The sequence below is a fragment of the Streptomyces sp. NPDC043853 genome, from assembly GCF_056436025.1.
This window is the reverse complement of record NZ_JBWKDJ010000001.1, coordinates 987698-1014004: the sequence shown is the minus strand read 5'-3', so window position 1 is coordinate 1014004 and position 26307 is coordinate 987698. Positions and strand designations below refer to the sequence as shown.

The following is a 26307-nucleotide window of genomic DNA, read 5'->3' as shown; positions in this document are numbered from 1 at the left end:
AACGGATTCAACGATACGGAGCGGAAAGCAGGTCTCCCAGGGCACCCCGGCGCGTTCTCCGGGACCAGGGTCACGCCGCCACCGGGACTTCGGGCGGGGACACGCCGCCCCGTCATCCGTTTATCGCGTATCCGTGACGGCAGTCACGGATCGGTGCTACGGTCGGGACCGTGAGCCCCTTCACTGGTTCCGCAGCCGGCACGCAGCGGTGGCGCCACCTCCGGGTCACCCGGCAGGACGGCGTGGCCACCGTCACCCTCGACCGCCCCCAGAAGCTGAACGCGCTCACCTTCGGCGCCTACGCCGACCTGCGCGATCTGCTCGCCGAGCTCTCCCGCGAGCGCTCCGTCCGGGCCCTGGTGCTCGGCGGGGAGGGCCGCGGCTTCTGCTCCGGCGGCGATGTGGACGAGATCATCGGCGCCACCCTCGCCATGGACACCGCCCAGCTCCTCGACTTCAACCGGATGACCGGCCAGGTGGTGCGCGCCATCCGGGAGTGCCCCTTCCCGGTGGTCGCCGCCGTGCACGGGGTGGCCGCCGGGGCCGGCGCCGTCCTCGCTCTGGCCGCCGACTTCCGGATCGCCGACCCCACCGCCCGCTTCGCCTTCCTCTTCACCCGGGTCGGCCTGTCCGGCGGCGACATGGGCGCCGCCTACCTGCTGCCCCGGGTGGTCGGCCTCGGCCACGCCACCCGGCTGCTGATGCTCGGCGAACCCGTCCACGCCGCCGAGGCGGAACGCATCGGCCTGCTCAGCGAACTCACCGAGGAGGGCAAGGCGGGCGTCCGCGCCGCCGAACTCGCCGACCGCCTCGCGGCCGGCCCCGCCCTCGCCTACGCCCAGACCAAGGCCCTGCTCACCGCCGAGCTCGACATGCCGCTGGCCGCCTCGGTGGAGATGGACGCCGCCACCCAGGCCCTGTTGATGAACGGCGAGGACTACGCCGAGTTCCACGCCGCCTTCACCGGCAAGCGCCCGCCCGCCTGGCGGGGACGCTAGCCGTGCGGGCCGCCGTCACCGGCGGAGGGCCCGGCGGGCTCTACGCAGCCGCGCTCCTGGCCCGTCGCGGCCACGAGGTCACCCTCTGGGAACGCAACGCGCCCCATGACACCTTCGGCTTCGGCGTGGTGCTCTCCGACGAGACCCTCGGCGGCATCGAGGACGCCGACCCGGAGGTCTACGCGGCACTGTCCGCCGAGTTCGTCCGCTGGGACGACATCGACATCGTCCACCGCGGCCGGCTGCTGACCTCCGGCGGCCACGGCTTCGCCGCCCTCGGCCGCCGCCGGCTGCTGGAGATCCTCCACGAGCGGTGCGCCGAGCTCGGCGTGCACCTGCGGCTGCGCCGCGAGGCCCCCGACCCGGCCGCGCTGGCGGCCTCGTACGACCTGGTGGTGGCCGCCGACGGAGTGCACAGCGCCACCCGCGAGACCCTCGCCGAGCACCTCCGGCCCACCGTCACCACCGGCCGCTGCCGTTACATCTGGCTGGCCGCCGACTTCGCCTTCGACTCCTTCCGCTTCGAGATCGCCGAAACCGAACACGGGGTGGTGCAGCTCCACGGCTACCCCTACTCGGCCGACTCCTCCACCGTGATCGTCGAGATGCGCGAGGAGGTGTGGCGCGCCGCGGGGTTCGACCTCTGCGACGAGACCGAGTCGGCCACCCGCTGCGCGAAGATCTTCGGCGAGACGCTGCGGGGGCGCGCCCTGCGCGGCAACCGCTCGGCGTGGACGGCCTTCCGGACCGTCGTCAACGAGCGCTGGTCGCACGGCAACACGGTGCTGCTCGGCGACGCGGCCCACACCGCGCACTTCTCCATCGGCTCGGGCACCAAACTGGCCGTCGAGGACGCCCTCGCCCTCGCCGACGCGGTCGGCACCGCCCCCGACGTGCCCGCGGCCCTCGCCGCGTACGAGGAGGCCCGCCGTCCCGCCGTCGCCTCCACCCAGCGCGCGGCCGCCGCCAGCATGCGCTGGTTCGAGAACCTCGCCGGGTACACCGGCCAGCCCGCCCGGCAGTTCGCCTTCAACCTGCTCACCCGCAGCCGCCGGGTCACCCACGACAACCTGCGGCTGCGCGACGCCCGTTTCACGGCCGCCGTCGAGCGGGACTTCGGCTGCCTCGACGGGTCCACCCCGCCGATGTTCACCCCGTACCGGCTGCGCGGCCTGACCCTGCGCAACCGGGTGGTCGTCTCCCCGATGGACGTGTACTCCGCCGTGGACGGGGTGCCCGGCGACTTCCACCTGGTCCACCTCGGCGCCCGGGCCCTCGGCGGGGCCGGCCTGGTGATGACCGAGATGGTCTGCGTCTCCCCTTCGGGGCGGATCACCCCCGGCTGCGCCGGGCTCTACGCCGACGGACAGGCCCGGGCCTGGCGCCGGATCGTGGACTTCGTCCACACCTCCGCGCCGGGCACCGCGCTGGGCGTCCAGCTCGGCCACTCCGGCCGCAAGGGCTCCACGAAGGTCATGTGGGAGGGCATCGACGAACCGCTGCCGGACGGCAACTGGCCGCTCGCGGCGGCCTCCGCGCTGCCCTACCGGCCGGGCGTCAACCAGACCCCGCACGCCCTGACCCTCTCCGAACTGGCCGTGATCCGCGACCAGTTCACGGCATCGGCGGTCCGCGCCGCCGCCTGCGGCTTCGACCTGCTGGAACTGCACTGCGCCCACGGCTACCTGCTGTCCGGCTTCCTCTCCCCGCTCACCAACCGCCGCACGGACGCCTACGGGGGCACCCTGGAGGGCCGGCTCCGGTTCCCGTTGGAGGTCTTCGACGCGGTCCGTGCGGTCTGGCCGGAGGACCGGCCGATGACGGTCCGCATCTCCGCCACCGACTGGGCGGAGGGCGGCACCACCGAGGAGGACGCGGTGGCCTTCGCCGCCGCCTTCGCCGAGCACGGTGCCGACGCCATCGACGTCTCCACCGGCCAGGTGGTCGCCGACGAGCGGCCCGAGTACGGCCGCTCGTACCAGACGCCGTACGCCGACCGGATCCGCAACGCCCTCGGCGTGCCGGTCATCGCGGTCGGGGCGATCTCCTCCTGGGACGACGTCAACTCCCTGCTGCTGGCCGGCCGCGCCGACCTGTGCGCCCTGGCCCGCCCGCACCTGTACGACCCGCACTGGACCCTCCACGCGGCCGCCGACCAGGGCTACGAAGGCCCCGCCGCCCCCTGGCCGGCCCCCTACCGGGCGGGCAGCCGCAAACCGCCGACCGGCAGGGGCTGACGGGGACGACCGGTCAGGGCCTGCCGAGGATCACCCTGTCCTCCACGGCCGTGTAACCCAGCCGCTGGTACACGCCGTTGCTGGTCGGATTGGCCAGGTCGGTGAAGAGCAGCACCTCCTCGGCCCCGGAGTCGTACGCCGCCCTGCTCGCGGCCGTCGTGACGCCGGCCGCGTAGCCGCGGCCGCGGAGGGCCGGCGGGGTGTAGACGGGGAAGAGGCGCGAGGTGCCGCCGAGGGTGCGGGAGAAGCCCGCCATGGAGACGGGTGTCCCGGACGGGTCCTCCCAGAGCAGCAGCCCGCCGTAGGAGATCCGGTCCAGGAGCACGGCCTCGGAGGGGGCGGAGTCCCCGCCGATGTCCCGGACGAAGGCCGCGAACCAGTCCACCACCAGCGGAAGGTCATCCGGGACGGCGGTGCGGGAGCTCCCCGCCGGGGCGGGATCCGGCGGGATCAGCCCTTCCCGGCCCGGCAGCCGGTACAGCCGCTGCTCCTCCTCCACCCGGGCCGGCCGCCCCCAGGCCACGGCCAGCGCCTCGGCGTCGGCCCGCCGCGCGTTGACCCCGTCGGCCGCGGCGAACAGCGGCTCCGCGCCCAGCGCGGCCACCGCCTCCGCCGGCACGGCACCGAGCAGCAGCGGATGCGGCGGGGTGCACAGCAGGGCCCCGTCCACCCGCCCGTCGGGACCGGTCCACCAGCCGAAGACCGGGTCTTCGTCCCCGAAGGCGTGCACCCCGCGCCGTGCCAGCGCATCGGCCACGGTGAGCAGCATGGTGTTGGACACGGCGTCGGCGCGTACGGCGGGCCCCGCGGTGTCGAGATACGTGTTCAGGTCATGGGTGAAGGTCCAAGTCATGGCCCATGGTCGCGAACCCGCGGCTCCCGCGCACACGGTTTTGACCGTGGTCCCGGTCCGCCGGCCCAGGGGCGCGCGGAACTGCGCGACCGGCCAGCGACGGCCCGCAGGCCCGGAACGGGCGGGCAGCACCCGGACGGGGTCCGGGGCCGGCCCGCGCAGCGCCAGGCCGCGGGACCGGACCGGCGCGCCGGTCAGAGGCCGACGAAGGCCGCGCCGACGTCCCGCAGCCGCGCGTGCAGTTCGGCGAAGACCGCCGCCGAGCGGTCACCCGGCCAGTCCGACGGCAGGAGCAGGCGAGGGAGGCCGGGGTCGGCGTAGGGCAGCCGCCGCCAGCTGTCCAGGGCCGCCAGGTAGTCCCGGTACGCGGCCTCCGGGTCCGGGGCCGGCCCGGTCTGCCAGCCCCGCAGCACCGGCTCGTGCAGGTCCAGGAACTCCTCGTGCTGCTTGGCCAGCGAGGTCAGGTCCCACCAGCGGGCCACCGCCTCGGCCGTGGGGGCGAAACCGAGGTGCCCGCCGCGGAACAGCTCCACGTACCCGGTGAGCTGGAGTCGGTCCAGGGTGTGCCGGGTCTCGGCCTCCAGGTGCGCGGGCGCGATCCACACGCCCGGCGCGACCGTCCCGAACCCGAGCCGCGCCAGCCGGGACCGCAGCAGGTGCCGCTTGTGCCGCTCCTGCTCGGGCACCGAGAACGTCGCCAGCAGCCACGCCGGCTCCGCGTCCCCGGCCGGCGGCTCGGCGTAGATCCGCCGGTCGCCGTCCTCCAGCAGCTCGCGGGCCTCGTCCGAGAGGCCGTAACCGGCGGAGCCGTCCGCCGCCCGGCCGGGCAGCAGGAACCCGCGCCGCTTGAGCCGGGACACCGAGGACCGCACCGAGGGGGCGTCCACCCCGGCCGCGCCCAGCAGGCGGACCAGCGCGGACACCGGGACGGGCCCCTCGGCGGCCCGCCCGTAGGCGCCGTAGAAGGTGACGATCAGGGATCGCGGAGTGTGCTGCTCGGCCACGTGGTCACTTTAGATCCCGCAGCCGGAACCGTTGAATCTTCCCGGTCGCCGTCCGGGGGAGCGCGGGCAGGAAGACGAAGGTCCGCGGGCATTTGTGCGGGGCCAGCTCGTCCTTCATGAAGGCCCGCAGCCCGTCCTCCGACACGGCCGCGCCCTCGCGGGTGACCGTGTACGCCACCACGATCTGGCCGCGCCGCTCGTCGGGCCGCCCCACCACGGCCGCCTCCAGCACGTCCGGGTGGCGCAGCAGGGCCTCCTCCACCTCCGGGCCGGCGATGTTGTACCCCGCCGAGATGATCATGTCGTCGGCGCGGGCCACGTAGCGGAAGTACCCCTCCCCGTCGCGTACGTACGTGTCCCCGGTGAGGTTCCAGCCGTCGCGCACGTACTCGCCCTGCCGCGGATCGGCCAGGTACCGGCAGCCCACCGGGCCGCGCACCGCCAGCAGCCCGGGTTCGTTGTCCGCCACCGGCTCGCCGTCGCCGTCCACCACCCGGGCCTGCCAGCCGGGCACCACCCGGCCGGTGGTGCCCGGGCGGATGTCCTCGTCGGCGGCGGAGATGAAGATGTGCAGCAGCTCGGTCGCGCCGATGCCGTTGATGATCCGCAGGCCGGTGGCCTCGTACCAGGCCCGCCAGGTCGCCGCGGGGAGGTTCTCCCCGGCCGATACGCACCGGCGCAGGGCGGACAGGTCGTGGCCGTCCAGCTCGCCGAGCATGGTCTTGTACGCGGTGGGCGCGGTGAACAGCACGGTCACCCGGTGCTCGGCCAGGGCGGGCAGCAGCTGTCTGGGACCGGCCTGCTCCAGCAGCAGCGCGCAGGCCCCGGCCCGCAGCGGGAAGACCACCAGGCCGCCGAGGCCGAAGGTGAAGCCGAGCGGCGGGCTGCCGGCGAAGAGGTCGTCCGGGCGCGGGCGCAGCACCTGCCGGGAGAAGGTGTCGGCGACGGCCAGCACGTCCCGGTGGAAGTGCATGCAGCCCTTGGGGCGGCCGGTGGTCCCGGAGGTGAAGGCGATCAGCGCCACGTCGTCGGCGGAGGTGGGCACGGCCGGGAAGGGGTCCTCCACCTGCTTCCCGACCAGCTCCAGCAGGTCGCCGGGGTCCGTTCCGCCGTACGGGGTGATCCGCAGGCCGGGTACGGCGGCCCGCTCCAGGTCCGCCAGCACCGAGGTGTGGCACAGCGCGAACTGCGCCCGGGCCATCGCGCACACCGTGGCCAGCTCCTGGGCGCGCTGCTGGGCCAGCACGGTGACGGCCACCGCACCCGCCTTCACCACCGCCAGCCAGCAGGCAGCCAGCCAGGGGCCGGTGGGGCCGCGCAGCAGCACCCGGTTGCCGGGGACCACCCCCAGATCCCCGACGAGCACCCGGGCGATCCGGTCCACCCGCTCCTGGAGCACGCCGTAGGACCACACCTCGCCCTCGGCGGTGCGGAAGGCGGGCCGGTCCGGCCCCAACCGGGCGACGGTGGCGTCCAGTAGCTCCGCCGCGCAGTTCAGCCGCTCCGGATAGGCCAGTTCGGGCAACTGGAAGACCAGCTCCGGCCAGGCGTGCGGCGGCGGAAGGTGGTCTCGGGCGAAGGTGTCGGCGTGGGCGGAAGGCAGGAGTTCCAAGGCGGGATCGCCCCCTTGCACAACGGTCCGGGCCCCGTTGTGACGGGACCGAGTGGATGGAGCCGGCCGTGCGGTCGCGGCAACGAGCGTATCGTGACGGTGACGGCAGTCAACTGAACGCGATAAAACTGGGGACAATCGATGCCCGAATTCGCGCTGGAGAAGGAACAAGAGGAATGGGCCGGCCGGCTGCGCGCCCTGGCCGCCGGACGCCTCCACGAACTGGCGGCGCGCGGGGAGCCGGGCCGGGTCAACCGGCCCCTGCTCGCCGCCCTGGGGGAACTCGGTCTGCTGGAGCGGCTGTTCGACTTCGGGGCGCTGGAGCTCTGCCTGCTGCGGGAGTCCCTGGCCTACGGCTGCACGGAGGCGGAGACCGCGCTGGCCCTGCAGGGGCTCGGGGCCCATCCGGTGCTGCGCGGCGGCAGCGCGGAGCAGCGGGAGCGCTGGCTGCCGGCCGTACGGCGGGGCGCGGCGGTGGCCGCGTTCGCGCTGAGCGAGCCGGGGGCCGGCTCGGACGCGGCGGCACTGTCGCTGCGCGCGGAGCGCGACGGGGAGGGCTGGCGGCTCATCGGGGAGAAGCGCTGGATCTCCAACGCCCCGGAGGCCGACTTCTACACGGTGTTCGCGCGGACCGGGGAGGCCGCCGGGGCGCGCGGCGTCACGGCCTTCCTGGTCCCGGGGGACCGGCCCGGGCTGACCGGGGAGGCGCTGGAGATGCTCTCGCCGCACCCGATCGGGTCGCTGGCCTTCGACGGGGTGCCGGTCGGGCCCGCGGACCTGCTGGGGGAGCCCGGAGGCGGGTTCCGGCTGGCCATGGACACCCTGAACCGCTTCCGGCCCAGCGTGGGGGCCTTCGCGGTGGGGATGGCCCGGGCCGCGCTGGACGCGGCGCTCGCGCACACCGCCCGGCGGGAGGCGTTCGGCGGGGTGCTGGGCGACCTCCAGGCGGTGGCCCACCGGATCGCCGAGATGGCCACCCGGACCGAGGCGGCCCGGCTGCTGGTCCACGCGGCCGCCGCCGCGTACGACGCGGGCGCGCCGGACGTGGCCCGGCGGGTGGCGATGGCGAAGCTGCTGGCCACCGAGACCGCGCAGTACGTGGTCGACCACGCCGTGCAGCTGCACGGCGCACGGGCGCTGCAGCGCGGCCATCTGCTCGAACACCTCTACCGGGAGGTGCGGGCGCCGCGCATCTACGAGGGGGCCAGCGAGGTGCAGCGGACCATCATCGCCCGGGAGCTGTACCGCGAGGCGGGCATGGCGGACCCGGCGGCTCCGGCCGCTCCGGCGGCGACGGTTTCGGCGGAGGGGGTGCGATGAGCCTGGAGCGGGTCAACCCGGTGGAGCTGTCCCCGCCCACCGGCTTCTCGCACGCCGTGGTGGCCACCGGCTCGCGCCTGGTGCTGCTGGCCGGGCAGACGGCCCTGGACGGTGACGGCCGGGTGGTGGGGAAGACCCTGCCCGAACAGTTCGAGCGCGCCCTGGCCAACCTGCTCGGAGCGCTCGCGGCGGCGGGCGGCACCCCGGACCGGCTCGCCCGGGTCACCGTGTACGCCGTCGACGTGGCCGAGTACCGCGATCACGCGCCCGAACTCGGGAGGATCTGGCGGAAGTTGGCGGGCCGGGACTATCCGGCGATGGCGGTGGTCGGCATCACCCGGCTTTGGGACGAGCGGGCGCTGGTGGAGCTCGACGGGATCGCCGTGGTCGAGTGAGTGTTCGACCGATTTTGACAGCGGCCCTACACGGAGGGACGGTGGAAATGCCCCGAAGTGTTCTCCGTCAACTATGTTCGGAGGTGCATGAAGATGCGCCGTAGGATCGGAGCGGCAGTCCTGGCAGGGGCCGCCGGGGTCACCCTCGGCCTGATGCCCCTCAGTGGAGCTTTCGCCGCCACACCCCCGCAGACGCTGCCCCAGGTGCAGACCGGCGACGGTCACGGCGGCGATGGCCATGGCCATGGCGGCCACGGCCGTTGGTGCGACGACTGGCGTGACCGTGGCTGGTGCGACAACGACTGGACCGGCTACGGCGGCTACAACCCGTACTGGACGGGTTATGGCGGCAACGGCTGGGACCACGACCGTCACCACGACTGGGACGGTCGCGGTGGCGACGGCCACTGGAACGACGGCTGGGGCGGCCACGGTGGTCGCGGCGGTGATGGTGGCGACGGCGGCCATGGCGGCTGGGGCGGCCACGGTGGTCGCGGCGGTGACGGTGGCGACGGCGGCCATGGCGGCTGGGGCGGCCACGGCGGCTGGTGACCGCCACTGACCGCCACCGCTCGCGGGGCGGGTGATCTGGCGGCGCTCAGCCCTCCAGCAGGGAACCCATCCACTCCTCCACACCCGCGACCGAGCGCGGCAGGGCGCCCGACATCAGTCGGGCGCCCTCCGCCGTGATGACCAGGTCGTCCTCGATGCGGACGCCGATCCCGCGCAGCTCGGCCGGGAGGGTGAGGTCGTCGGGCTGCAGGTACAGGCCGGGTTCCACGGTGAGCACCTGACCCTCCTCCAGCACCCCGTCCAGGTACGTCTCGGCGCGCGCCTTGGCGCAGTCGTGGACGTCCAGCCCCAGCATGTGCCCGCTGCTGCACAGGGTGTACCGGCGGTGCAGGTCGCCCTCGGCGTCCTTGAGCACACCCCACTCGGCCAGGCCCTCGGCGATGACCCGCATGCCGGCCCGGTGGAAGTCCCGGAAGCTGGCGCCGGGGCGGAGCGCGGCGATGCCCGCCTCCTGGGCGGCCAGTACGAGTTCGTAGACCTGGCGCTGCACGGGGGAGAAGCGCCCGGAGAGCGGGAGCGTCCGGGTGATGTCCGCGGTGTAGAGGGTGTCCGTCTCCACCCCGGCGTCCAGCAGCAGCAGTTCGTCCCGGTTCAGCGCGCCGTCGTTGCGGATCCAGTGCAGGACGCAGGCGTGGGCGCCGGAGGCGGCGATGGTCTCGTACCCGGTGCCGTTGCCCTCGGCGCGGGCCCGCAGGCCGAAGACCCCCTCGATCCAGCGCTCGCCGCGCGGGTGGGCCAGCGCGCGCGGCAGGGCGCGTACGACGTCCTCGAAACCGGCGGTGGTGTGGTCCACGGCGAGCTGCAGCTGCGCCACCTCCCAGGCGTCCTTGACCAGTCGCAGCTCCGAGAGGACGGTGGCGAGTTCGGAGTCGTCGGCGGCGTTGCGGCCGGCCGGGGAGCCGAGGGTGTCCAGGTGCGCGCAGCGGATACCGGTGAGCCGCTCGGCCTCGGCGAGGTCGGGGCGGCGGCCGACCCAGAACTCGCCGTGCCGGCGGTCCCGGAAGAACTCCTCGTTGCCGCCGGCCCGCGGTGACCGGGGGCGCAGGTACAGGACGGCTTCGTGGCCGTGCGGGCCGGACGGTTCCAGTACCAGCACGTGACCGACCTGGTCCTCGCCGGTCAGGCCGGTGAGCCAGGCGTACGCGCTGTGCGGGCGGAACCGGTGGTCGCAGTCGTTGGTGCGGACCTTGAGCTCACCGGCCGGCACGATCAGCCGCTCGCCCGGGAAGCGCGCCGAGAGGCGGGCCCGGCGGGCCGGGGTGACGTCGAAGGCGGTGACCCGGTCGGAGGCCGCCAGGGGGGAGGGTGCCCAGTCGCCCGCCATGAAACGAGACAACTCGGCTGATACCGGCAGGTCGTGACTGCCGATGTTGAGCGGGGCGGGGTGGTCGGTCACGGGGGCTCCCCAAGTTTGATGCGAACTGGTGGGCGCACAGGTCTTGTCAGTGCAATTTCACATTACTATGTTACAGCTCACACCGGGCCCCGTTAACGGGGCTCAAATGCCGTGTGACGTACGGCAGTTGACGCTTCACAGCACCATTTCCCCCACCTCCGCTTCCCACAGGAGTACTTGGTGTCCATGCACAGAGTTGTGCGCTCCTCCCTCCTCGCAGGCTCCGTCGCCGTCGCTCTGGTCGCCTCCGCCGGGCAGGCCGTGAGCCTCGCGGCCGAACGGACCGCCCCGGCTTCCCCGGTGGCCGCGACGGTCCCCGGCACCTTCGCCTCCGGTGCCGGCACCGGCACCGCGGCGCACGGCCAGAACCCGTTCGACGAGGTCCAGCGGCTCGCCTCGGCCCCCGAGAACGTCCCCGCCGCGAGCCGCGTCCCCGGCGGCCGCACGGTGAAGCCCGGCGCCAAGGCCAAGGACGCCGCCAAGGTCCCCGGCCCCGCCGAGAAGGCCCCGGCGGCGGCCGGGCGGGCGCTCGTCCAGGCCGCGGGCGGCACCGCCGCCGGGGTGCCCTGCACCCTCGACGGGGTCAAGAACCTCTCCCCGGAGCAGTTCGCCGACTTCCTCGCCGACCCGGCCGTGCTCGCCGACGGGTGCCTCCGCGACATCATCTGGACCTGGGACGCCCGCCTCGCCCCGGTGATGTCCGACGCCCACGTCCAGGCCGTCTCCCGCCGGATATCCGGCCTGGCCGCCGCTCACGACGGCCGCAACTCCTCCCACCTGGAGGAGATGTTCACCTACCTGCACGCGGTCGTGTACCACGACTTCTCGCGCGGCGAGATCGATGTCACCGACGCCCCGACCGCGGCCGCGATGCGCCAGGCGATAGCCGACTTCGGGGGTGCCGCCCGCACCTTCGACGCCACCCCCTCCAATGCCCGGACCCTCCGCGAGGCCCTGTACGCGGCCAGCGGTCCCGGTCTGCGCCAGCACCAGCTCGGCCTGATCAAGAACGTGCTCGCCACCATGGGCCCCGACCGGCCCGCCACCCACCGCGACGCCGGCTGGGCGGGTGCGGCGCTGGCCGGCCTCTCGGTCAACTACCTCGGCGTGTACCCGGGCAACCAGGACGCGGCCTTCCACTCGGCCGTGGCCGCCGACCCCTCCTACCGGGCGGCGTTCAAGACGTTCGCCGGCTGGACCCACCTCAAGGGCACCGGCAACGACTGGGTGGTGCGCGACGCGCTCAGCGAGTACGCCCGCTTCGGCCAGATAGCCGGCCTCAAGGACGGCACCGTCGCCGACCTCGGCGGCCTGCTCGGCACGGTCGAGCGCGACTGGGGCGCCGGCAGCGAGCAGTGGGCCACGCTCGTCTCCTGGCTCAACTTCTACGAGGCGTGCCGACCGTACGGGGTCTGCAAGGAGGACATCGAGAAGCGGATCTTCCCGTACACGTACACCTACGACAACGGGGCCATCAAGGTCCGCACCGGCCTCCCGCAGGCCACCGTCGACAAGCTGTACTACGCGAGCAAGCAGGTCAAGGCGCAGTACCACCGGGTGCTCGGCACCGACCAGCCGCTCGCCGGGGACCCGAACACCACGCTGAACATCGTGCTGTACGCCTCGCGCGCCGACTACGAGAAGTACCACCCGATCCTCACCGGGATGGGCACCAACAACGGCGGCATCTACATCGAGCGCGGCGCCACCTTCTACACCTACGAGCGGCGGGTGCCGCAGGACTCCTCGCTGACGCTGGAGGAGCTGTTCCGCCACGAGTACACGCACTACCTCAACGGGCGGTACGCGGTCCCCGGCTTCTTCGGCGAGGGCCCCTGGTACGAGGGCGACCGGACCACCGCCATGGACGAGGGCACCGCCGAGTTCTTCGACGGCGCCACCCGCGACAACGGCATCGCCGTCCGCAAGTCCCTGGTGAAGAGCGTCATCAACGACACCGCCGGCGGCGGCCCGCGGATGAGCGTCGAGCAGATCATGAACGCCACCTACGACGGCGACGGCTTCCGCTTCTACTCCTACGCGGGCACGTTCTTCGAGTTCCTGTGGACCGAGAAGCCCGCGCTGCTCCGCGAGATGTACACGCACCTGCGCAACAACGACGTGGCCAAGTACGACGACTGGCGCTACCGGATGGGTGCCGACAGCTACCTGCAGCGCGACTACGACCGCTTCCTGGACGCCCAGATCGCCAAGGTCGACCAGCTGTACGTGCCGAACACCGCCTTCACCCCGGTCGACCAGCTGCGCGACTCGGCGCTGGCCGCGGTGAAGTCCTCCTTCGCCACGGCGACGTACAACACCCCGGACTGCGTGGAGAACGGGGAGCCCGGGAAGCGCCGCTTCACCTGCACCGGGCGGATCACCGCCAACCTGAAGAACTGGCGCAGCGAGGACCAGAACTTCAAGGACATGTCCGAGACGGTCGACTACTTCATCCTCGACCGGGCGGGCGCGGCCTCCACCAACCTGGCCGACATGAACTGCCACTTCGGGCCGGTGGAGATCTGGTCCAACAAGGTGGCGGGCACCTCGTCCTACAGCTGCGAGGGTCCGCTGCGCGGCTGACGCCCCGGGCCCGGGCGTGCGCGCGGGGCCGGCCGCACAGGGGGCGGCCGGCCCGTGGCGCGGGTGCGCCCGACGGGTCACGACGCGCAGGTCAGGGGCCCTAGGCAGGCACAGAAGTATGTGACATATTACTGTCGTGCCCAAGAGACACCACCTGGATGCCTCCCCGGACGTCGTGATCATCGGCGCCGGCGTGGTCGGAGCCGCCTGCGCGTACTACGCCGGCCGCTCCGGACTGTCCGTCGCCGTCGTCGACCGCGGTCCCGTCGCGGGCGGCACGACCGGTGCCGGGGAAGGCAATCTGCTCGTCTCCGACAAGGAGGCGGGCCCCGAGCTCGACCTCGCGCTGCTGTCCACGAGGCTGTGGTGCGAACTGGCCTCCGTCCTACCGCCGGAGACCGAGTACGAGCCCAAGGGTGGTCTCGTCGTGACGCCCGACGAGACCACCCTCAAGGCCCTGCGCCGCTTCGCCGAAGGCCAGCGGACGGCGGGCGTCCAGGCGCGGGAGGTCGGTCCCGACGAGCTCCGCGTGCTGGAACCGCACCTCGCGCCGGACCTCGCCGGCGGCTTCCACTACCCGCAGGACGCCCAGGTGCAGCCCGCCCAGGCGGCGGCCCGCCTGCTCGCCGCCTCCGGCGCCGCGCGGTACCTCGGCGAAGAGGTCACCGAGATCCTCCGCGAACCCTCCGGCGCCCTGCGCGGCGTCCGCACCACCCGCCGCGAACTCCTCGCCCCCGCCGTGGTGAACGCGGCCGGCACCTGGGGCGGCGCGGTCGCGGCGCTGGCCGGGACGGAGCTGCCCGTACTGCCCCGCCGAGGCTTCGTCCTGGTCACCGAGCCACTGCCGCGGGTGGTCCGGCACAAGGTCTACGCCGCCGACTACATCGCGGACGTGGCCAGCGGCTCCGCCGCCCTGCAGTCCTCGGCGGTGGTCGAGGGCACGCCCTCCGGACCGGTGCTGATCGGCGCCACCCGGGAACGCGTCGGCTTCGACCGCTCCCTCTCCACCGAGGCGCTGCGCCGCCTCGCCGCCCAGGCGGCCGCGCTCTTCCCGGTCCTGGCCGACGTGAAGGTGATGCGGACCTACCACGGCTTCCGCCCGTACCTGCCCGACCACCTCCCGGCGATCGGCCCCGACCCGCGGGTCCCGGGCCTGCTGCACGCCTGCGGCCACGAGGGCGCCGGCATCGGCCTGGCCCCGGCGACCGGCCTGCTGATCGCCGCGGCGCTGACCGGGAGCGAACCGCCGCTGGACCCGACCCCGTTCCGCCCCGACCGTTTCGCGGAGGCTACCCCATGAGCCGGACGAGCCGCACGAGCCGTACGACACGCACTCCGCGGGACGTGGTCGGCGGGGCACCGCAGGCCACGTACACGATCAGCTTCGACGGCCGCCACATCCCGGCCCAGGCCGGCCAGTCCATCGCCGCAGCCCTGTGGGGCGCCGGCATCCTGGCCTGGCGCACCACCCGCGACGGCGGCGCCCCGCGCGGCGCGTTCTGCGGCATCGGCCAGTGCCACGACTGCCTGGCCACCGTCAACGGCCGCCCGAACCAGCGGGCCTGCCTGGTCCCGGCCCGCCCCGGGGACACCGTCACCACCCAGGAGGGAACCGGCCGTGCCGAACTCGCCGTCTGACGCCCCCGCCGCGGACCTCGCGGTCGTCGGAGCCGGGCCGGCCGGGCTCGCGGCCGCCGTCAGCGCCGCCGAACTCGGCCTGAGCGTCGCCCTGCTGGACGCGGGCGACCGGCCCGGCGGCCAGTACTACCGCCACCCCGCCCCGGGCCTGGGCGCGGCCCGCCCGGAGGCCCTGCACCACGCCTGGTCCGCCTTCGCCGACCGCGAGGCGCGGCTGCGCGCGCACGAGGCGGCGGGCCGGGTGACGTACCTGCCGGGCCACCACGTCTGGACGGTGGTCCCGGCGGAGGAGCGGGAGTGGCTGCTGCACGCCGTGGTCGAGGCCGAGGAGCGGGCCGCGACCGTCCGCGCCCGCGCGGTGCTGCTCGCGACCGGCGCGTACGAGCGCCAACTGCCCTTCCCCGGCTGGACGCTGCCCGGGGTGGTCGGGGCCGGCGGGGCGCAGGCCATGCTCAAGGCCGGGCTCGTGCTGCCCGGGCGGCGGGTCGTGGTGGCCGGCAGCGGCCCGCTGCTACTGGCCGTCGCCGGATCGCTGGCCGCGGCCGGGGCGCGGGTGCCCGCCGTGGTCGAGGCCGCGTCCTACCTCGCCTATGCCAGCCGGGTGCCGGCCCTGCTCCGCAACCCGGGCAAGCTGGCCGAAGGCGCCGTCTTCGGCGGGGCCCTGGCGCGCCATCAGGTCCGGCTGCTCAGCCGGCACGCCGTTGTCGAGGCGCACGGCACCGAGCGCGTGGAGGCCGTCACCGTGGCGCGGCTGGGCCGCGACTGGCGGCCCGTTCCGGGCACCGGCCGCCGGATCCCGTGCGATGCCCTCGCCGTCGGCCACGGCCTGGTCCCCCAGCTGGAACTGGCCACCGGCCTGGGCTGCGCCACCCGCCTCGCCGCCGACGGCACCCCGGCCCTGGTCCTGGACACCGAACAGCGCACCAACGTCCCCGGTATCTGGTCGGCCGGCGAGACCGGCGGCATCGGCGGCGCCCAACTGGCCCTGATCGAGGGCGAACTGGCGGCCCGTTCCGTCGCCTCGGTGCTGCGCGCGCAGCCGCCGCGCGGCGCAGCGGCCCGCCTCGAACGCCGCCGCGCGCGGCTGCGGGCCTTCGCCGAGGCCATGGGGGCCGCCCACCGTCCGGGCGACGGCTGGACCGGCTGGGTCACCGACGGCACCGAGGTCTGCCGGTGCGAGGAGGTGCCCGCAGCCCGCATCCGCGAAGCGGTGCACGAGCTCGGTGCCCGCGACGCCCGTACGGCCAAGCTGCTCACCCGGGCCGGCATGGGCTGGTGCCAGGGCCGCATGTGCGGCCAGGCCGTCGCCGCTCTGGCCGGCACGGAGCCCGCCGCCGACCGCCGGCCGCTGTCCTGCCCGGTGCCGCTCCGTCACCTCGCCGACCTGCCTGCGGCAGTGCCCCCGGCCGGAGCCGGTCCCGGTCCTGGCGCCGGTCCCGGCGCCGGCCGGGCGCCGCAGACCGACGCCGCGGACTGACACCCGTGCGCCACCTCTTGTGGCGCCCGTACACCCCACAGTAAAATGTCACACACCACACTAGGGAGTCCCGTATGAGCGCCGCACCCCGCACCCCCTGGCACGGCATCATGGTCGCCACCACCCTGCCGATGCGCCCCGACCTCTCCGTCGACCACGACGCCTACGCCGAGCACGTCGCCTGGCTGATCGCGAACGGCTGCGACGGCGTCGTCCCCAACGGCTCCCTCGGCGAGTACCAGACCCTCACCGCCGAGGAGCGCGCCCGCGTGGTCCGCACCGCCGTCGAGGCGGCCGGCGACGGCGCCCGCGTGATGCCCGGCGTCGCCGCCTACGGCAGCGCCGAGTCCCGCCGCTGGGCCGAGCAGGCCGCCGAGGCGGGCGCCGGATCCGTCCTGCTGCTGCCGCCCAACGCCTACCGCGCCGACGAGGCCGCCGTCCGCGCCCACTACGCCGAGGTCGCCAAGGCCGGCCTGCCCGTGGTCGCGTACAACAACCCCATCGACACCAAGGTCGACCTGACCCCGGCCCTCCTCGCCCGGCTGCACGCCGACGGCAGCATCGTCGCCGTCAAGGAGTTCAGTGGTGACGTCCGCCGCGCGTACGAGATCGCCGAGCTCGCCCCCGGCCTGGACCTGCTCATCGGCGCCGACGACGTCCTGCTCGAACTCGCCCTGGCCGGCGCGGTCGGCTGGATCGCCGGCTACCCCAACGCCCTGCCGTCCTCCTGCGCCACGCTCTACCGGGCGGCCGTCGCCGGCGACCTGGAGACCGCCCTGCCGCTCTACAAGTCCCTGCACAGCCTGCTCCGCTGGGACTCCAAGACCGAGTTCGTCCAGGCCATCAAGCTCTCCATGGACCTCGCCGGCCGCCCCGGCGGCCCCACCCGGCCGCCCCGCCTGGCGCTCACCGGCGAGGTCGAGGCCGCCGTCCGCGCCGCCACCGAGAAGGCCCTCGCCGACGGCCACTGCTGAGCCGGCAGCCGAGCCCGACGGCCGCCACCGACAGGCCATCGGCAGGCCACTGAAGGGCCACTGACAGGCCATCACCGACAGTCAGGGGAGACCCCATGCGTACGCGTCACATCTACCACGCGGTGGACTCGCACACCGAGGGCATGCCGACCCGGGTCATCACCGGCGGCGTCGGGGTGATCCCCGGCGCCACCATGGCCGAGAAGCGCCTGCACTTCATCGAGCACCTGGACCACGTCCGGACCCTGCTCATGTACGAGCCGCGCGGCCACGCGGCGATGAGCGGCGCCATCCTCCAGCCGCCCACCCGCCCGGACGCCGACTACGGCGTGCTCTACATCGAGGTGTCCGGGCTGCTGCCGATGTGCGGGCACGGGACCATCGGGGTGGCCACCGTCCTGGTCGAGACGGGCATGGTGCCTGCCGTCGAACCGGTGACCACCGTACGCCTGGACACCCCCGCCGGACTGGTGAGCGTGGACGTTCGCGTCGAGGACGGCGCGGCGAGGTCCGTCACGCTCACCAACGTCCCCGCCTTCTGCGTCGCCCTCGACCTGAAGGCCGACGTACCCGGCTACGGCACGGTCACCTACGACCTCGCCTACGGCGGCAACTTCTACGCCTTCGTGGAGCTCGACTCCCTCGGCCTGCCCTTCGACCGCGCCCGCAAGGAGGACCTCCTGGCCGCCGGTCTCGCGGTCATGGACGCGGTCAACGCCGGACCGGACCGCCCGGTGCACCCCGAGAACCCCGGCATCTCCGGACTCAAGCACGTCTACCTCGCCGCCCCCGGCTCCGACGCCGTCCGCTCGCGGCACGCCATGGCCATCTATCCGGGCTGGTTCGACCGTTCCCCCTGCGGTACGGGCACCAGCGCGCGGATGGCCCAGCTGCACGCCCGCGGCCTGCTGCCGCTGGACACCGACTTCGTCAACGAGTCCTTCATCGGCACCGAGTTCACCGGCCGCCTGGTCGGCGAGACCACCGTCGGCGGCCGGCCCGCCGTCGTACCCACCGTCACCGGCCGGGCCTGGATCACCGGCACCGCCCAGTACTTCCTCGACCCGACCGACCCCTTCCCCGGAGGGTTCCTGCTGTGAACCCGGCCCACACCCCCGCAGCCGTGTCCCCGGCGGCCGCCCCGGCACCCGCCGCCGACTCCTCCTACACGGTGCACTCCGTCCGCACCACCGACTACCACACCGCCGGCGAACCCTTCCGGATCGTCACCGAGGGCCTCCCGCCCGTTCCCGGGGACACCGTCGCCGACCGCTGCGCCACCGCCGTCGGCGCGGGCGGATCCGGCACCGCGCCCCGGCGCAGCGCGCTGGACGACGTACGGCGCATGCTGGTGCAGGAACCGCGCGGACACGCCGGAATGTACGGCGGGTTCCTGGTCCCGCCGGACGACGACGGGGCCCACCTCGGCGTGCTGTTCTGGCACAAGGACGGCTACTCCACGGCCTGCGGGCACGGCACCATGGCACTCGGGGTCTGGGCGGTGGACAGCGGACTGGTCCCCGCCCCGGACGACGGGGTGGCGCAGGTCCGGATCGACGTACCGTCCGGGCGGGTCACCGCCACCGTCCACCGCGACGGCGGCCGGACCACCGGGGTCACCTTCCGGAACGTCCCGGCCCAGGTCGCCGCCCGCCGGGTGCCGGTGGCCACCACCCTCGGCCTGGCCGAGGTGGACATCGCGCACGCCGGTGCCTGTTACGCCTCCGTGCGCGCCCGCGACCTGGGCCTGCGGGTGCTCCCCGCCGACCTGCCCGCCCTGGTCCGGGCCGGGCAGGAGATCCGCGCCGCGCTGGCCACCCACCCCGCCACCTGGCACCCCGGGGGCCCGCTGCTGTCCGGGGTCTACGGGGTCGTCCTGTACGAGGAACTGCCCGACACCCCGTTCGGCCCGCACCAGCGCAACGTCACGGTCTTCGCCGACGGTCAGATCGACCGCTCGCCCTGCGGCTCCGGCACCTCCACCCGGCTGGCGCTGCTCGCCGAGGACGGGCTGCTCGGGGCCGGACAGGACCTGTTGCACGAGTCCGTGGCGGGCACGGTGTTCACCGGCCGGATGCTCGGCCCTGCCTCGGAAGGGCTGACCGAGGTCACCGGCACCGCCTACCGGACCGGCGAGCACACCTTCCTGCTGGACTCCCGGGACACCCTCGGCACGGGGTTCCTGCTGTGAGGGGTGTGCCGTCCGCGCCGGAAGTGCGCTCCCGGGCGGAAGTGCGCTCCGGGGCGGGGGACCGGAAGGGGCCGCTCGTCCTGGGGGCCGACGAGATCGCCGGACTGCTCGGCCCGGGGGCCGCCGCCGACGCGCTGGCCGGGGTCCTGCGGGCCGGCCTCGACCCGGAGAGCTGCCCGCAGCGCGGCAACGTGCCCGTCCCGGCGGGCGAGCTGCTGCTGATGCCGGCCGCCTTCGGCCCCTGGGCCGGGGTGAAGGTCGCCGGGGTCGCTCCCGGCAACCCGGCCCGCGGCCTGCCCCGGATCACCGGCAGCTACCTGCTGCTCGACGGTCCCACCCTGCGGCCGGTCGCCCTGCTGGACGCCGCCGCGCTCACCGCCCTGCGGACCCCGGCGGTGTCCGCACTGGCCGTACGCGCCCTCACCCCCGCCGGGCGGCCGCTGCGGACGGTGCTGTTCGGCAGCGGTCCGCAGGCCTACGGGCACCTCGACGCGCTGCTCGCGGAGCGCGAGCTCGACGAGGTCGCGGTGGTCGCGCGGAACGGCGACGGCGCCGCCCGGCTCGCCGCGTACGCCCGGACCCGCGGGGTGGCCGCCCGTACCGGCAGTGCCGCCGACGTGGCCGGGGCCGATCTGGTGGTCTGCTGCACCACGGCCCGCGAACCCCTCTTCGACGGACGGCTGGTGGCGGACGGCGCCACCGTCATCGCGGTCGGCTCGCACGAGCCGGACGCCCGCGAGACCGACACCGCGCTCGTGCGACGTGCCGCGGTATGGGTCGAGTCGCGGGCCGCCGCCCTGCGCGAGGCGGGGGACCTGCTCGTCCCCGAGGCCGAGGGCGCGATCGGGCCGGGCCACATCACCGGCACCTTGGCCGACCTGGTCGCCGGGCGCGGGCAGGCCGCCGGTCCCGCCGCGCCGGGCGGGCCGTCCGGCTGTCCACACCTCTTCAAGAGCGTGGGCATGGCCTGGGAAGATCTCGCTGTGGCCGTGGCCCTGTACCACGCCGCCGGGGGCGACAGCGAAACGTGACATTGTACGCTGTTCCTCTGCGATTTCTCGGAGGAATGCGATGGGTGACCTGAAGCAGCACAGTCTCATCAAGGCCCAGGAGCGGCTTCGCGATCAGGTAGGCCATGCCCTTCGAGCAGCCCTGATAGCCGGACAGCTGGAGCCCGGCCGGGTCTACTCGGCCCCCACGCTCGCCGCCGACCTCGGTGTGTCGGCCACCCCGGTCCGCGAGGCGATGCTCGACCTGGCCCGCGAGGGCCTGGTCGAGCCGGTCCGCAACAAGGGCTTCCGGGTCACCGAGGTCAGCGAACGCGACCTGGACCAGTTCACCGAGCTGCGCACCCTGATCGAGGTCCCCACCATCGGCGTGGTCACCCGGATCGCCGCCAAGGAGGCCCTGGAGGAACTCCGGCCCATCGCCCAGGAGATCGTCACCCAGGCCCGCGAGCACAACCTGATCGGGTACCTGGAGGCCGACCGGCGCTTCCACCTGACCCTGCTCGGACTCGCCGGCAACGAACGCCTGGTGGAGACCGTCGGCGACCTGCGCAAGAGGTCCCGGCTGTACGGCCTGACCAGCCTGGACAAGGCCGGCCTGCTGGTGTCCTCGGCGGAGGAGCACCTGGAGCTCCTCGACCTGATGCTGGCGGGCGACGCCCCCGCGGCCGAAGCCTGCATGCGCCGCCACCTCGGCCACGTCCGCTCCCTCTGGGCCGACCAGGCCGAGTAGCCCCTGCGGGCCCTACGGCTCCGACAGCCCGCGGCCGACACTGCGTCGGCCGCGGGCTGTCGGGCTAGGACGTCACCGGCGCCGACCGAGAAGGGCCCGTTTCCTCGGACCATCTGATCGCTTGTCTCATTGGTTATCGTGCCCGCCCGTCGGCACGCGGTCGGGGCCCGCGATGAGGGGTCCCGGCCGAAGCACGCGATGATCCGAACGAGCCGATTAGTGCAGGGCCGCCTTCAGGAAGGCGAGTTCCTGGGCGGTGATCTTCTCGTAGGTGCCGTTCGGGGTCATGTGGGTGACGCCCGGGAGGGCGAGGAGCTGGTGCGGGCGGCCCGCGTCGGTCAGGGCCCGGGAGAGCCGCAGGGTGTGAGAGGGGTGCACGTTGTCGTCGGCCAGGCCGGTGATCAGCAGCAGCGGGCGGGTCAGCCGGGGCGCGTCCGCGAGCAGCGACTCCTGCTCGTAGACCTCCGGGTTTTCCTGCGGAAGGCCCAGGTAGCGCTCGGTGTAGGCGGTGTCGTAGTGGCGGAAGTCGGTGGGCGGGGCGCCCGCCACGGCCGCGTGGAAGACGTCCGGGCGGCGCAGCACGGCCGCCGCGGCCAGGTAGCCGCCGTAGGACCAGCCCATCACCCCGACCCGGCCGAGGTCGAGCTCGGGGTGGCGTTCGCCGAGTGCCCGGAGGGCGGCCACCTGGTCGTCCAGGGTGACCCGGGAGAAGTCCCGGTCCATGGCGTGGGTGAAGGCGGGGGACACGTACGGGGTGCCCCGGTTGTCGACGGTGACCACGGCGAAGCCCTGGTCGGCCCACCACTGCCGGTGCTGCCAGCGGCGCGGCTCCAGGCTGACGTCCTGGAAGCCGGGGCCGCCGTAGCCCTGGACCAGCACGGGCAGCCGCTGCCCGGGCACATGGCCGCGGGGCAGTACCACCGCGGTGGGCAGGCCGTGTTCGGTGACCCGGGCCAGCCGGGGAGCCACCCGGTACGGCAGCGGCTCGGAGAGGTCGGCCGGGGAGAACTCCCGCCCGTCGGCGGTGCGTACGGTCCTGCGGACGCCGTCCGGCCCGGCCGAGGTCAGCAGCAGGGCCCCGGCGGAGGCGGTCACCGCGTGCACGCCGTGGCCGTCGGCGACCGGGGTGAGGGCGCCGGTGTCCGGGTCGAGCAGCAGTACCTGCTGCTCGGCGGGGTCGCGCAGGCCGGCCTCGACCAGCAGGGCGCCGCGGTGCTCGCCGGCCACCCGGCGTATCTGCACCCCGTCCCCGGTGAGCGGGACGCCGTCCAGCGCCAGCGCGCGGGCGGCGCCGCCCGCGGTGTCGGCGGCGGTGAGCATCCGGCCGTCGGAGAGCCGGGCCGGGGTGCCCGGCAGCAACGGGTCCACCCACTGGGGGTGCGTGGTGCGGGACAGCTCACGGGTGGCGCCGGTGGCCGGATCGGCGGACAGCAGGAGGACGTTGCGCTGGAGCCGGTCCTGGACGGTCAGCAGGACCTCCTCCGGGCTCTCCCAGCCGGCGTCGGAGACGTAGGGGTACGTGTCCGCGTCCCAGTCCAGGCGGACCCGTCGGCCGGCCGGGCCGAGGACCCACAGCTCGACCGAGGCGTTGGGGCCGCCGGCCTCCGGATAGGCGAAGTCCTCGGCGGGGAGCTCGGGGTGCGCGGGGTCGGCGAACCAGCGGCGCTGCAGGGCGGACTCGTCCACCCGGGCGGCGAGCAGCGCCTGCCCGTCGGGGGACCACCAGTGGCCGCGGGACCGGCCCAGTTCCTCGGCGGCGACGAACTCGGCCAGGCCCCAGCGGGCGCCGTCGTCGGGGCTGACCCGTTCCGTGCTCCAGGTGCGGTCGCCGCCGTGGTCGTGGCCGCCGTCGCGGTCGCCGTCGGAGCCGCTCCTCGCAGAGGCGTGCGTGCCGGACCGGGCGACGTACAGCGCGTCCTCGCTCACGTACGCGATGCGGCGGCCGTCGGTGTCGGGCCGCGGGTCCACGACCGGTCCCGCGGCCGGGACCTCCCGGGGCTTCCCGGTGCCGTCGCCCGGGACCTCGTAGAGCCGGCCGTAGAGCGCGAAGGCCGCCCGCCGTCCGTCGCCGGACGGGGCGTACGAGCCGATCCCGGCGGCGACCAGGCGGATCCGCTCGCGGAGTCGGCGTTCGGCGACGGGTAGCGCCCCCGGTTCGGGGGAGAGCTCGCGGGGGTCGGCGAGCAGGGCCTCGGCTCCGGTGGCGGTGTCGAGCACCCAGAGGGCGTCGTAGGGGTCGGTGGGGCCGGTGGAGCGGAGGAAGTACAGCAGGCGGCCCTCGTCGCCGAAGGCGAAGGCGCGCGGGGCGCCGTAGGTGAAGCGTCCGGTGCGGGCGGAAAGATCGAGAAACGCGTCCATGATGGAAGTGTGACATGTGAAATATCACTCGCCTAGCCTTGGGCCGTTCGAGTGGTGACGCTCCGCGCTCGGGTCTAGCGTCGTAAGGGTGGACCGCAACGCGGACCGGAACGCCTCCCTGCCGTCCACCCGACCGGGCGGCGGCACAGCCGAAGGGCGCGGGGACGGACTCGCCGCCCTCGTCGTCATCGCCTCCTGCCAGTTGATGGTGGTGCTCGACATCACCATCGTGAACATCGCCCTGCCGCACATCCAGACGGCGCTGGGCTTCTCCACCGAGAGCCTGTCCTGGGTGGTCAACGCCTACACCCTCACCTTCGGCGGTCTGATGCTGCTGGGCGGCCGGGCCGGCGACATCCTCGGCCGGCGCCGGGTGTGGATCTTCGGCGTACTGCTGTTCGGACTGGCCTCGCTGCTCGGCGGATTCGCCCAGAACGCGGGTCAGCTGATGGCCGCCCGCGCCCTGCAGGGCGCCGGTGCGGCGGTCGCGTCGCCGACCTCGCTGGCCCTGATCAGCACCACCTTCAAGGAAGGCCCTGACCGCAACCGGGCCTTCGGCGTCTTCGCGGCGGTCTCGGCGGGCGGCGGAGCGATCGGCCTGCTGGCCGGCGGCATGCTCGTCGAATGGCTCGACTGGCGGTGGGTGCTGTTCGTCAACGTCCCCATCGCACTGACCATCGCCCTGATCGCGCCGCGCGTCCTGAAGGAGTCCGAGCGCCACCCCGGGCACTTCGACCTCGCGGGCGCGCTGACCGGCACCCTCGGCGTGGTGGCCCTGGTCTACGGGTTCATCCGCGCTGCCGAGGACGGCTGGCGGGACCCGGGCACCCTGATCTCCTTCGGCTCGGCGGTGCTGCTGCTCACCGGGTTCGTGCTGATCGAGCGCCGCTCGCGGCAACCGATCACCCCGCTGCACATGTTCGCCGACCGCAACCGCGCCGGCACGTACGGCATGATGCTCTTCCTCGCCTGCGCGCTGTTCGGCATGTTCTTCTTCCTGACCCTGTTCGTACAGAACGTGCTGGGCTTCAGCCCGATCCAGGCCGGCCTGGCCTTCCTACCGGTCAGCGTGGTGGTCGCGGTGTTCGCGAACATCACCTCCAAGCTGCTCCCGAAACTCGGGCCGAAGCCCTTCATGGTGGGTGGTGCGCTGAGCACGACCGTCGGCCTGGCCTGGCTGAGCCTCACCGACATCCACTCCACCTACCTCGGCAGCATCCTGGGGCCGATGCTGCTGTTCAGCGCGGGCATGGGCATGCAGTTCGTCTCGCTGACCCTGATGGCCCTGTCGAACGTCGCCGACCAGGAATCGGGCGCGGCCTCCGGACTGCTGAACACCACCCAGCAGGTGGGCGGCTCGCTGGGCCTGTCCATCCTGGTCACCGTGTTCGGCGCGGCCGGCCGGACGGAGGGTGCGCAACAGGTCGCGGCCTTCCTGGCGCAGGCCACGCCGGCCCAGCGGGTGCTGTTCGAGCGGACCCGGATGCTCCCGGATCCGTGGGGGGACCGGGTCCTCACGGCGGGCGTGTCCACGGCGTTCACCGTGGCGGCGGCCTTCACGCTGATCGGGGCGCTGATCGCCCTGTTCGTGATCCAGGTCCGCCCCTCGGACCTGGAACGCCTCCAGGGCAATCACCACGGGTGACCGGGCCAGACGGGGGGCCACCTCCGCCGGGAGGCGGGGCGGGGCCGACCTCCACCGGGTGGCCGGGGCCGGAGTGCCCCGGCCACCCCTCACCGGGCGCCGACTCCCGGTGAGGGGTGACCGGGCGACCGGGGCCGGGGGGCAGGCGCAGCCCGCACGTCCCGGCCCCACCCCCGTACGCCCGGTGGCCTGGTGGAAGTGGCGTCATCCTCGCAGGCGGCCCGGGCCCGGGTATTGGAAAAAACCGCCGCCCCAAGCTCGGGCCGGAGCTTGGGCGGCGTCCGGGCGGTGCCGGGCCGCCCCGGACCGGCCCACCGGGGCTTGGGCGGCGCCCCGCCCGTCCAGGACCCGGACCGGCCCACCGCCAGGTCACAGCAGCACGCTGGTCACCCGCCCCGGCACCCGGTCCACCGGCCGCTCGCCCCCGCCCCGGTACGCCAGGAACTGCCCCGGCGCGCAGCCGGTCATCTCCCGGAAGTCCCGGTGCAGGTGCGCCTGGTCGTAGAAGCCGCACGCCGACGCCGCCTCGGACGCCCGGTACCCGCTGGTCAGCATCCGCAGCGCCCGCTGCATCCGCAGCACCCGCGCGGCGGACTTCGGGGACAGCCCGATCTGCTCCCGGAACCGGTCCTCCAGGCGCCGCGCGCTCCAGCCCGCACCGGCCGCGAGGTCGTCGAGCGGCACCAGGCCGCCCGTACGCAGCAGCCGCCCCCACGCCCACACCACCTGCGGGGCGGCGGCGGGCCCCGAGGCCGCCCGCTCCAGCAGCACCGCGTCGAGCAGCGCGAACCGCTCGGCCCAGCCCGGCGCCCGGGCGAGCCCGGCCTCCAGGCGGCCGGCCTCGGCGCCCAGCAGACCGGGGTCGGCGAGCGGGACGACCCGGTCCCGGAGCTCGTACATGGGGAGCCGGAAGACGGTGTACGCCATCCACGGCGCGAAGTGGACCTCCACCCCCTGCAGCCGCCCGGCGTGCTCACCGACCGTCGCGTCGGTGCGCAGACCGGTGAGCAGCGAACCATAGGCCTCGCCTGCACCGGCGCCCGAAGGGGCACCGGGCCCCGAACCGGCCCCCGCCGCGGCAGCGGATCGTGTGCCGCCCGCCCTGGATATCCGTACCGGCCCGTCGAAGTTGACGACCACCGTCGCGGTCCCGTTCGGGATCTCGATCCGGCGCTGCGGGCGGTCCATCTCCACCCGGTAGCCGCGGTACCCGCGCACCCCGGGCCGCAGGGCGGCCGCCGGCACGGCGGTGACCAGCCGCCACGTCCCGTGCCCGGTGACGCCCCACGACCGTCTCATGCCCGCCATTC

The 26307-nt window shown here is 74.3% G+C and carries 21 protein-coding genes; 15 read left to right on the top strand and 6 right to left on the bottom strand.

The window, feature by feature from the left end; translation table 11 throughout:
* The first annotated feature begins 170 nt into the window (after window positions 1–170).
* Both AC067U_RS04250 and AC067U_RS04245 read left to right on the top strand, forming a co-directional pair.
* Window positions 171–998 carry an enoyl-CoA hydratase family protein gene (locus AC067U_RS04250; protein WP_478828049.1) on the top strand — a complete coding sequence of 276 codons (828 nt, stop codon included), beginning with the start codon at window positions 171–173 and terminating at the stop codon, window positions 996–998.
* Between the two features lie 2 nt (window positions 999–1000).
* On the top strand, window positions 1001–3235 hold the full coding sequence (locus AC067U_RS04245) for a bifunctional salicylyl-CoA 5-hydroxylase/oxidoreductase (protein WP_478828048.1): 2235 nt from the start codon (window positions 1001–1003) through the stop codon (window positions 3233–3235).
* Between the two features lie 13 nt (window positions 3236–3248).
* Here the strand turns inward: AC067U_RS04245 and AC067U_RS04240 are convergent, their stop codons facing one another.
* The 3 genes from AC067U_RS04240 to AC067U_RS04230 form a co-directional block, all read right to left on the bottom strand.
* Window positions 3249–4088, bottom strand: a complete 840-nt coding sequence (locus AC067U_RS04240; RefSeq protein WP_478828047.1) for a GNAT family N-acetyltransferase — start codon at window positions 4086–4088, stop codon at window positions 3249–3251.
* Between the two features lie 194 nt (window positions 4089–4282).
* Window positions 4283–5092, bottom strand: a complete 810-nt coding sequence (locus AC067U_RS04235; RefSeq protein WP_478828046.1) for a PaaX family transcriptional regulator — start codon at window positions 5090–5092, stop codon at window positions 4283–4285.
* 4 nt (window positions 5093–5096) lie between these two features.
* On the bottom strand, window positions 5097–6704 hold the full coding sequence (locus tag AC067U_RS04230; RefSeq protein WP_478828045.1) for an AMP-binding protein: 1608 nt from the start codon (window positions 6702–6704) through the stop codon (window positions 5097–5099).
* 141 nt (window positions 6705–6845) lie between these two features.
* Here AC067U_RS04230 and AC067U_RS04225 point away from each other — a divergent pair, with 141 nt between their 5' ends.
* The 3 genes from AC067U_RS04225 (at window position 6846) to AC067U_RS04215 (ending at window position 8971) form a co-directional block, all read left to right on the top strand.
* Window positions 6846–8024 carry an acyl-CoA dehydrogenase family protein gene (locus AC067U_RS04225; RefSeq protein ID WP_478828044.1) on the top strand — a complete coding sequence of 393 codons (1179 nt, stop codon included), beginning with the start codon at window positions 6846–6848 and terminating at the stop codon, window positions 8022–8024.
* Window positions 8021–8419, top strand: a complete 399-nt coding sequence (locus AC067U_RS04220) for a RidA family protein (protein ID WP_478828043.1) — start codon at window positions 8021–8023, stop codon at window positions 8417–8419. Before AC067U_RS04225 ends, AC067U_RS04220 begins: the two co-directional genes overlap by 4 nt.
* 93 nt (window positions 8420–8512) lie before the next feature.
* Entirely contained in the window at window positions 8513–8971 is a 459-nt protein-coding gene (locus AC067U_RS04215) for a hypothetical protein (RefSeq protein WP_478828042.1), read from the top strand.
* Window positions 8972–9017: 46 nt separating this feature from the next.
* On the opposite strand, the gene AC067U_RS04210 is transcribed toward AC067U_RS04215, so the two are convergent.
* Entirely contained in the window at window positions 9018–10388 is a 1371-nt protein-coding gene (locus AC067U_RS04210) for an aminopeptidase P family protein (RefSeq protein ID WP_478828041.1), read from the bottom strand.
* Window positions 10389–10568: 180 nt separating this feature from the next.
* Between AC067U_RS04210 and AC067U_RS04205 the strand changes: the two genes are divergently transcribed.
* The 9 genes from AC067U_RS04205 (at window position 10569) to AC067U_RS04165 (ending at window position 20994) form a co-directional block, all read left to right on the top strand.
* Window positions 10569–12974, top strand: a complete 2406-nt coding sequence (locus tag AC067U_RS04205) for a collagenase (RefSeq protein ID WP_478828040.1) — start codon at window positions 10569–10571, stop codon at window positions 12972–12974.
* Between the two features lie 136 nt (window positions 12975–13110).
* The gene (locus tag AC067U_RS04200) at window positions 13111–14274 is read left to right on the top strand and encodes an NAD(P)/FAD-dependent oxidoreductase (protein WP_478828039.1); all 1164 of its coding nucleotides are present in this window, start codon (window positions 13111–13113) and stop codon (window positions 14272–14274) included.
* Window positions 14271–14612, top strand: coding sequence for a (2Fe-2S)-binding protein (locus AC067U_RS04195; RefSeq protein WP_478828038.1), 342 nt, complete (start codon window positions 14271–14273; stop codon window positions 14610–14612). Before AC067U_RS04200 ends, AC067U_RS04195 begins: the two co-directional genes overlap by 4 nt.
* Window positions 14593–16089, top strand: coding sequence for an FAD/NAD(P)-dependent oxidoreductase (locus tag AC067U_RS04190; protein WP_478828037.1), 1497 nt, complete (start codon window positions 14593–14595; stop codon window positions 16087–16089). Before AC067U_RS04195 ends, AC067U_RS04190 begins: the two co-directional genes overlap by 20 nt.
* Window positions 16090–16163: 74 nt before the next feature.
* Window positions 16164–17063 (top strand): dihydrodipicolinate synthase family protein, encoded by a 900-nt coding sequence (locus AC067U_RS04185; RefSeq protein ID WP_478828036.1) that lies wholly within the window; start codon window positions 16164–16166, stop codon window positions 17061–17063.
* 95 nt (window positions 17064–17158) lie between these two features.
* Complete coding sequence (locus AC067U_RS04180) at window positions 17159–18163, top strand: proline racemase family protein (RefSeq protein ID WP_478828035.1); 1005 nt, start codon at window positions 17159–17161, stop codon at window positions 18161–18163.
* A 71-nt stretch (window positions 18164–18234) separates the two neighbouring features.
* Complete coding sequence (locus AC067U_RS04175; RefSeq protein ID WP_478828288.1) at window positions 18235–19254, top strand: proline racemase family protein; 1020 nt, start codon at window positions 18235–18237, stop codon at window positions 19252–19254.
* Between the two features lie 80 nt (window positions 19255–19334).
* On the top strand, window positions 19335–20285 hold the full coding sequence (locus tag AC067U_RS04170; protein ID WP_478828287.1) for an ornithine cyclodeaminase family protein: 951 nt from the start codon (window positions 19335–19337) through the stop codon (window positions 20283–20285).
* 40 nt (window positions 20286–20325) lie between these two features.
* Window positions 20326–20994 carry a GntR family transcriptional regulator gene (locus tag AC067U_RS04165; protein WP_478828034.1) on the top strand — a complete coding sequence of 223 codons (669 nt, stop codon included), beginning with the start codon at window positions 20326–20328 and terminating at the stop codon, window positions 20992–20994.
* Window positions 20995–21210: 216 nt separating this feature from the next.
* Here AC067U_RS04165 and AC067U_RS04160 read toward each other — a convergent pair whose 3' ends face one another.
* On the bottom strand, window positions 21211–23352 hold the full coding sequence (locus AC067U_RS04160; protein WP_478828033.1) for a S9 family peptidase: 2142 nt from the start codon (window positions 23350–23352) through the stop codon (window positions 21211–21213).
* 205 nt (window positions 23353–23557) lie between these two features.
* Here AC067U_RS04160 and AC067U_RS04155 point away from each other — a divergent pair, with 205 nt between their 5' ends.
* Window positions 23558–24997, top strand: a complete 1440-nt coding sequence (locus AC067U_RS04155) for an MFS transporter (RefSeq protein WP_478828286.1) — start codon at window positions 23558–23560, stop codon at window positions 24995–24997.
* Between the two features lie 369 nt (window positions 24998–25366).
* Here AC067U_RS04155 and AC067U_RS04150 read toward each other — a convergent pair whose 3' ends face one another.
* Window positions 25367–26296, bottom strand: coding sequence for a helix-turn-helix domain-containing protein (locus AC067U_RS04150; RefSeq protein WP_478828032.1), 930 nt, complete (start codon window positions 26294–26296; stop codon window positions 25367–25369).
* Window positions 26297–26307 lie beyond the last annotated feature (11 nt).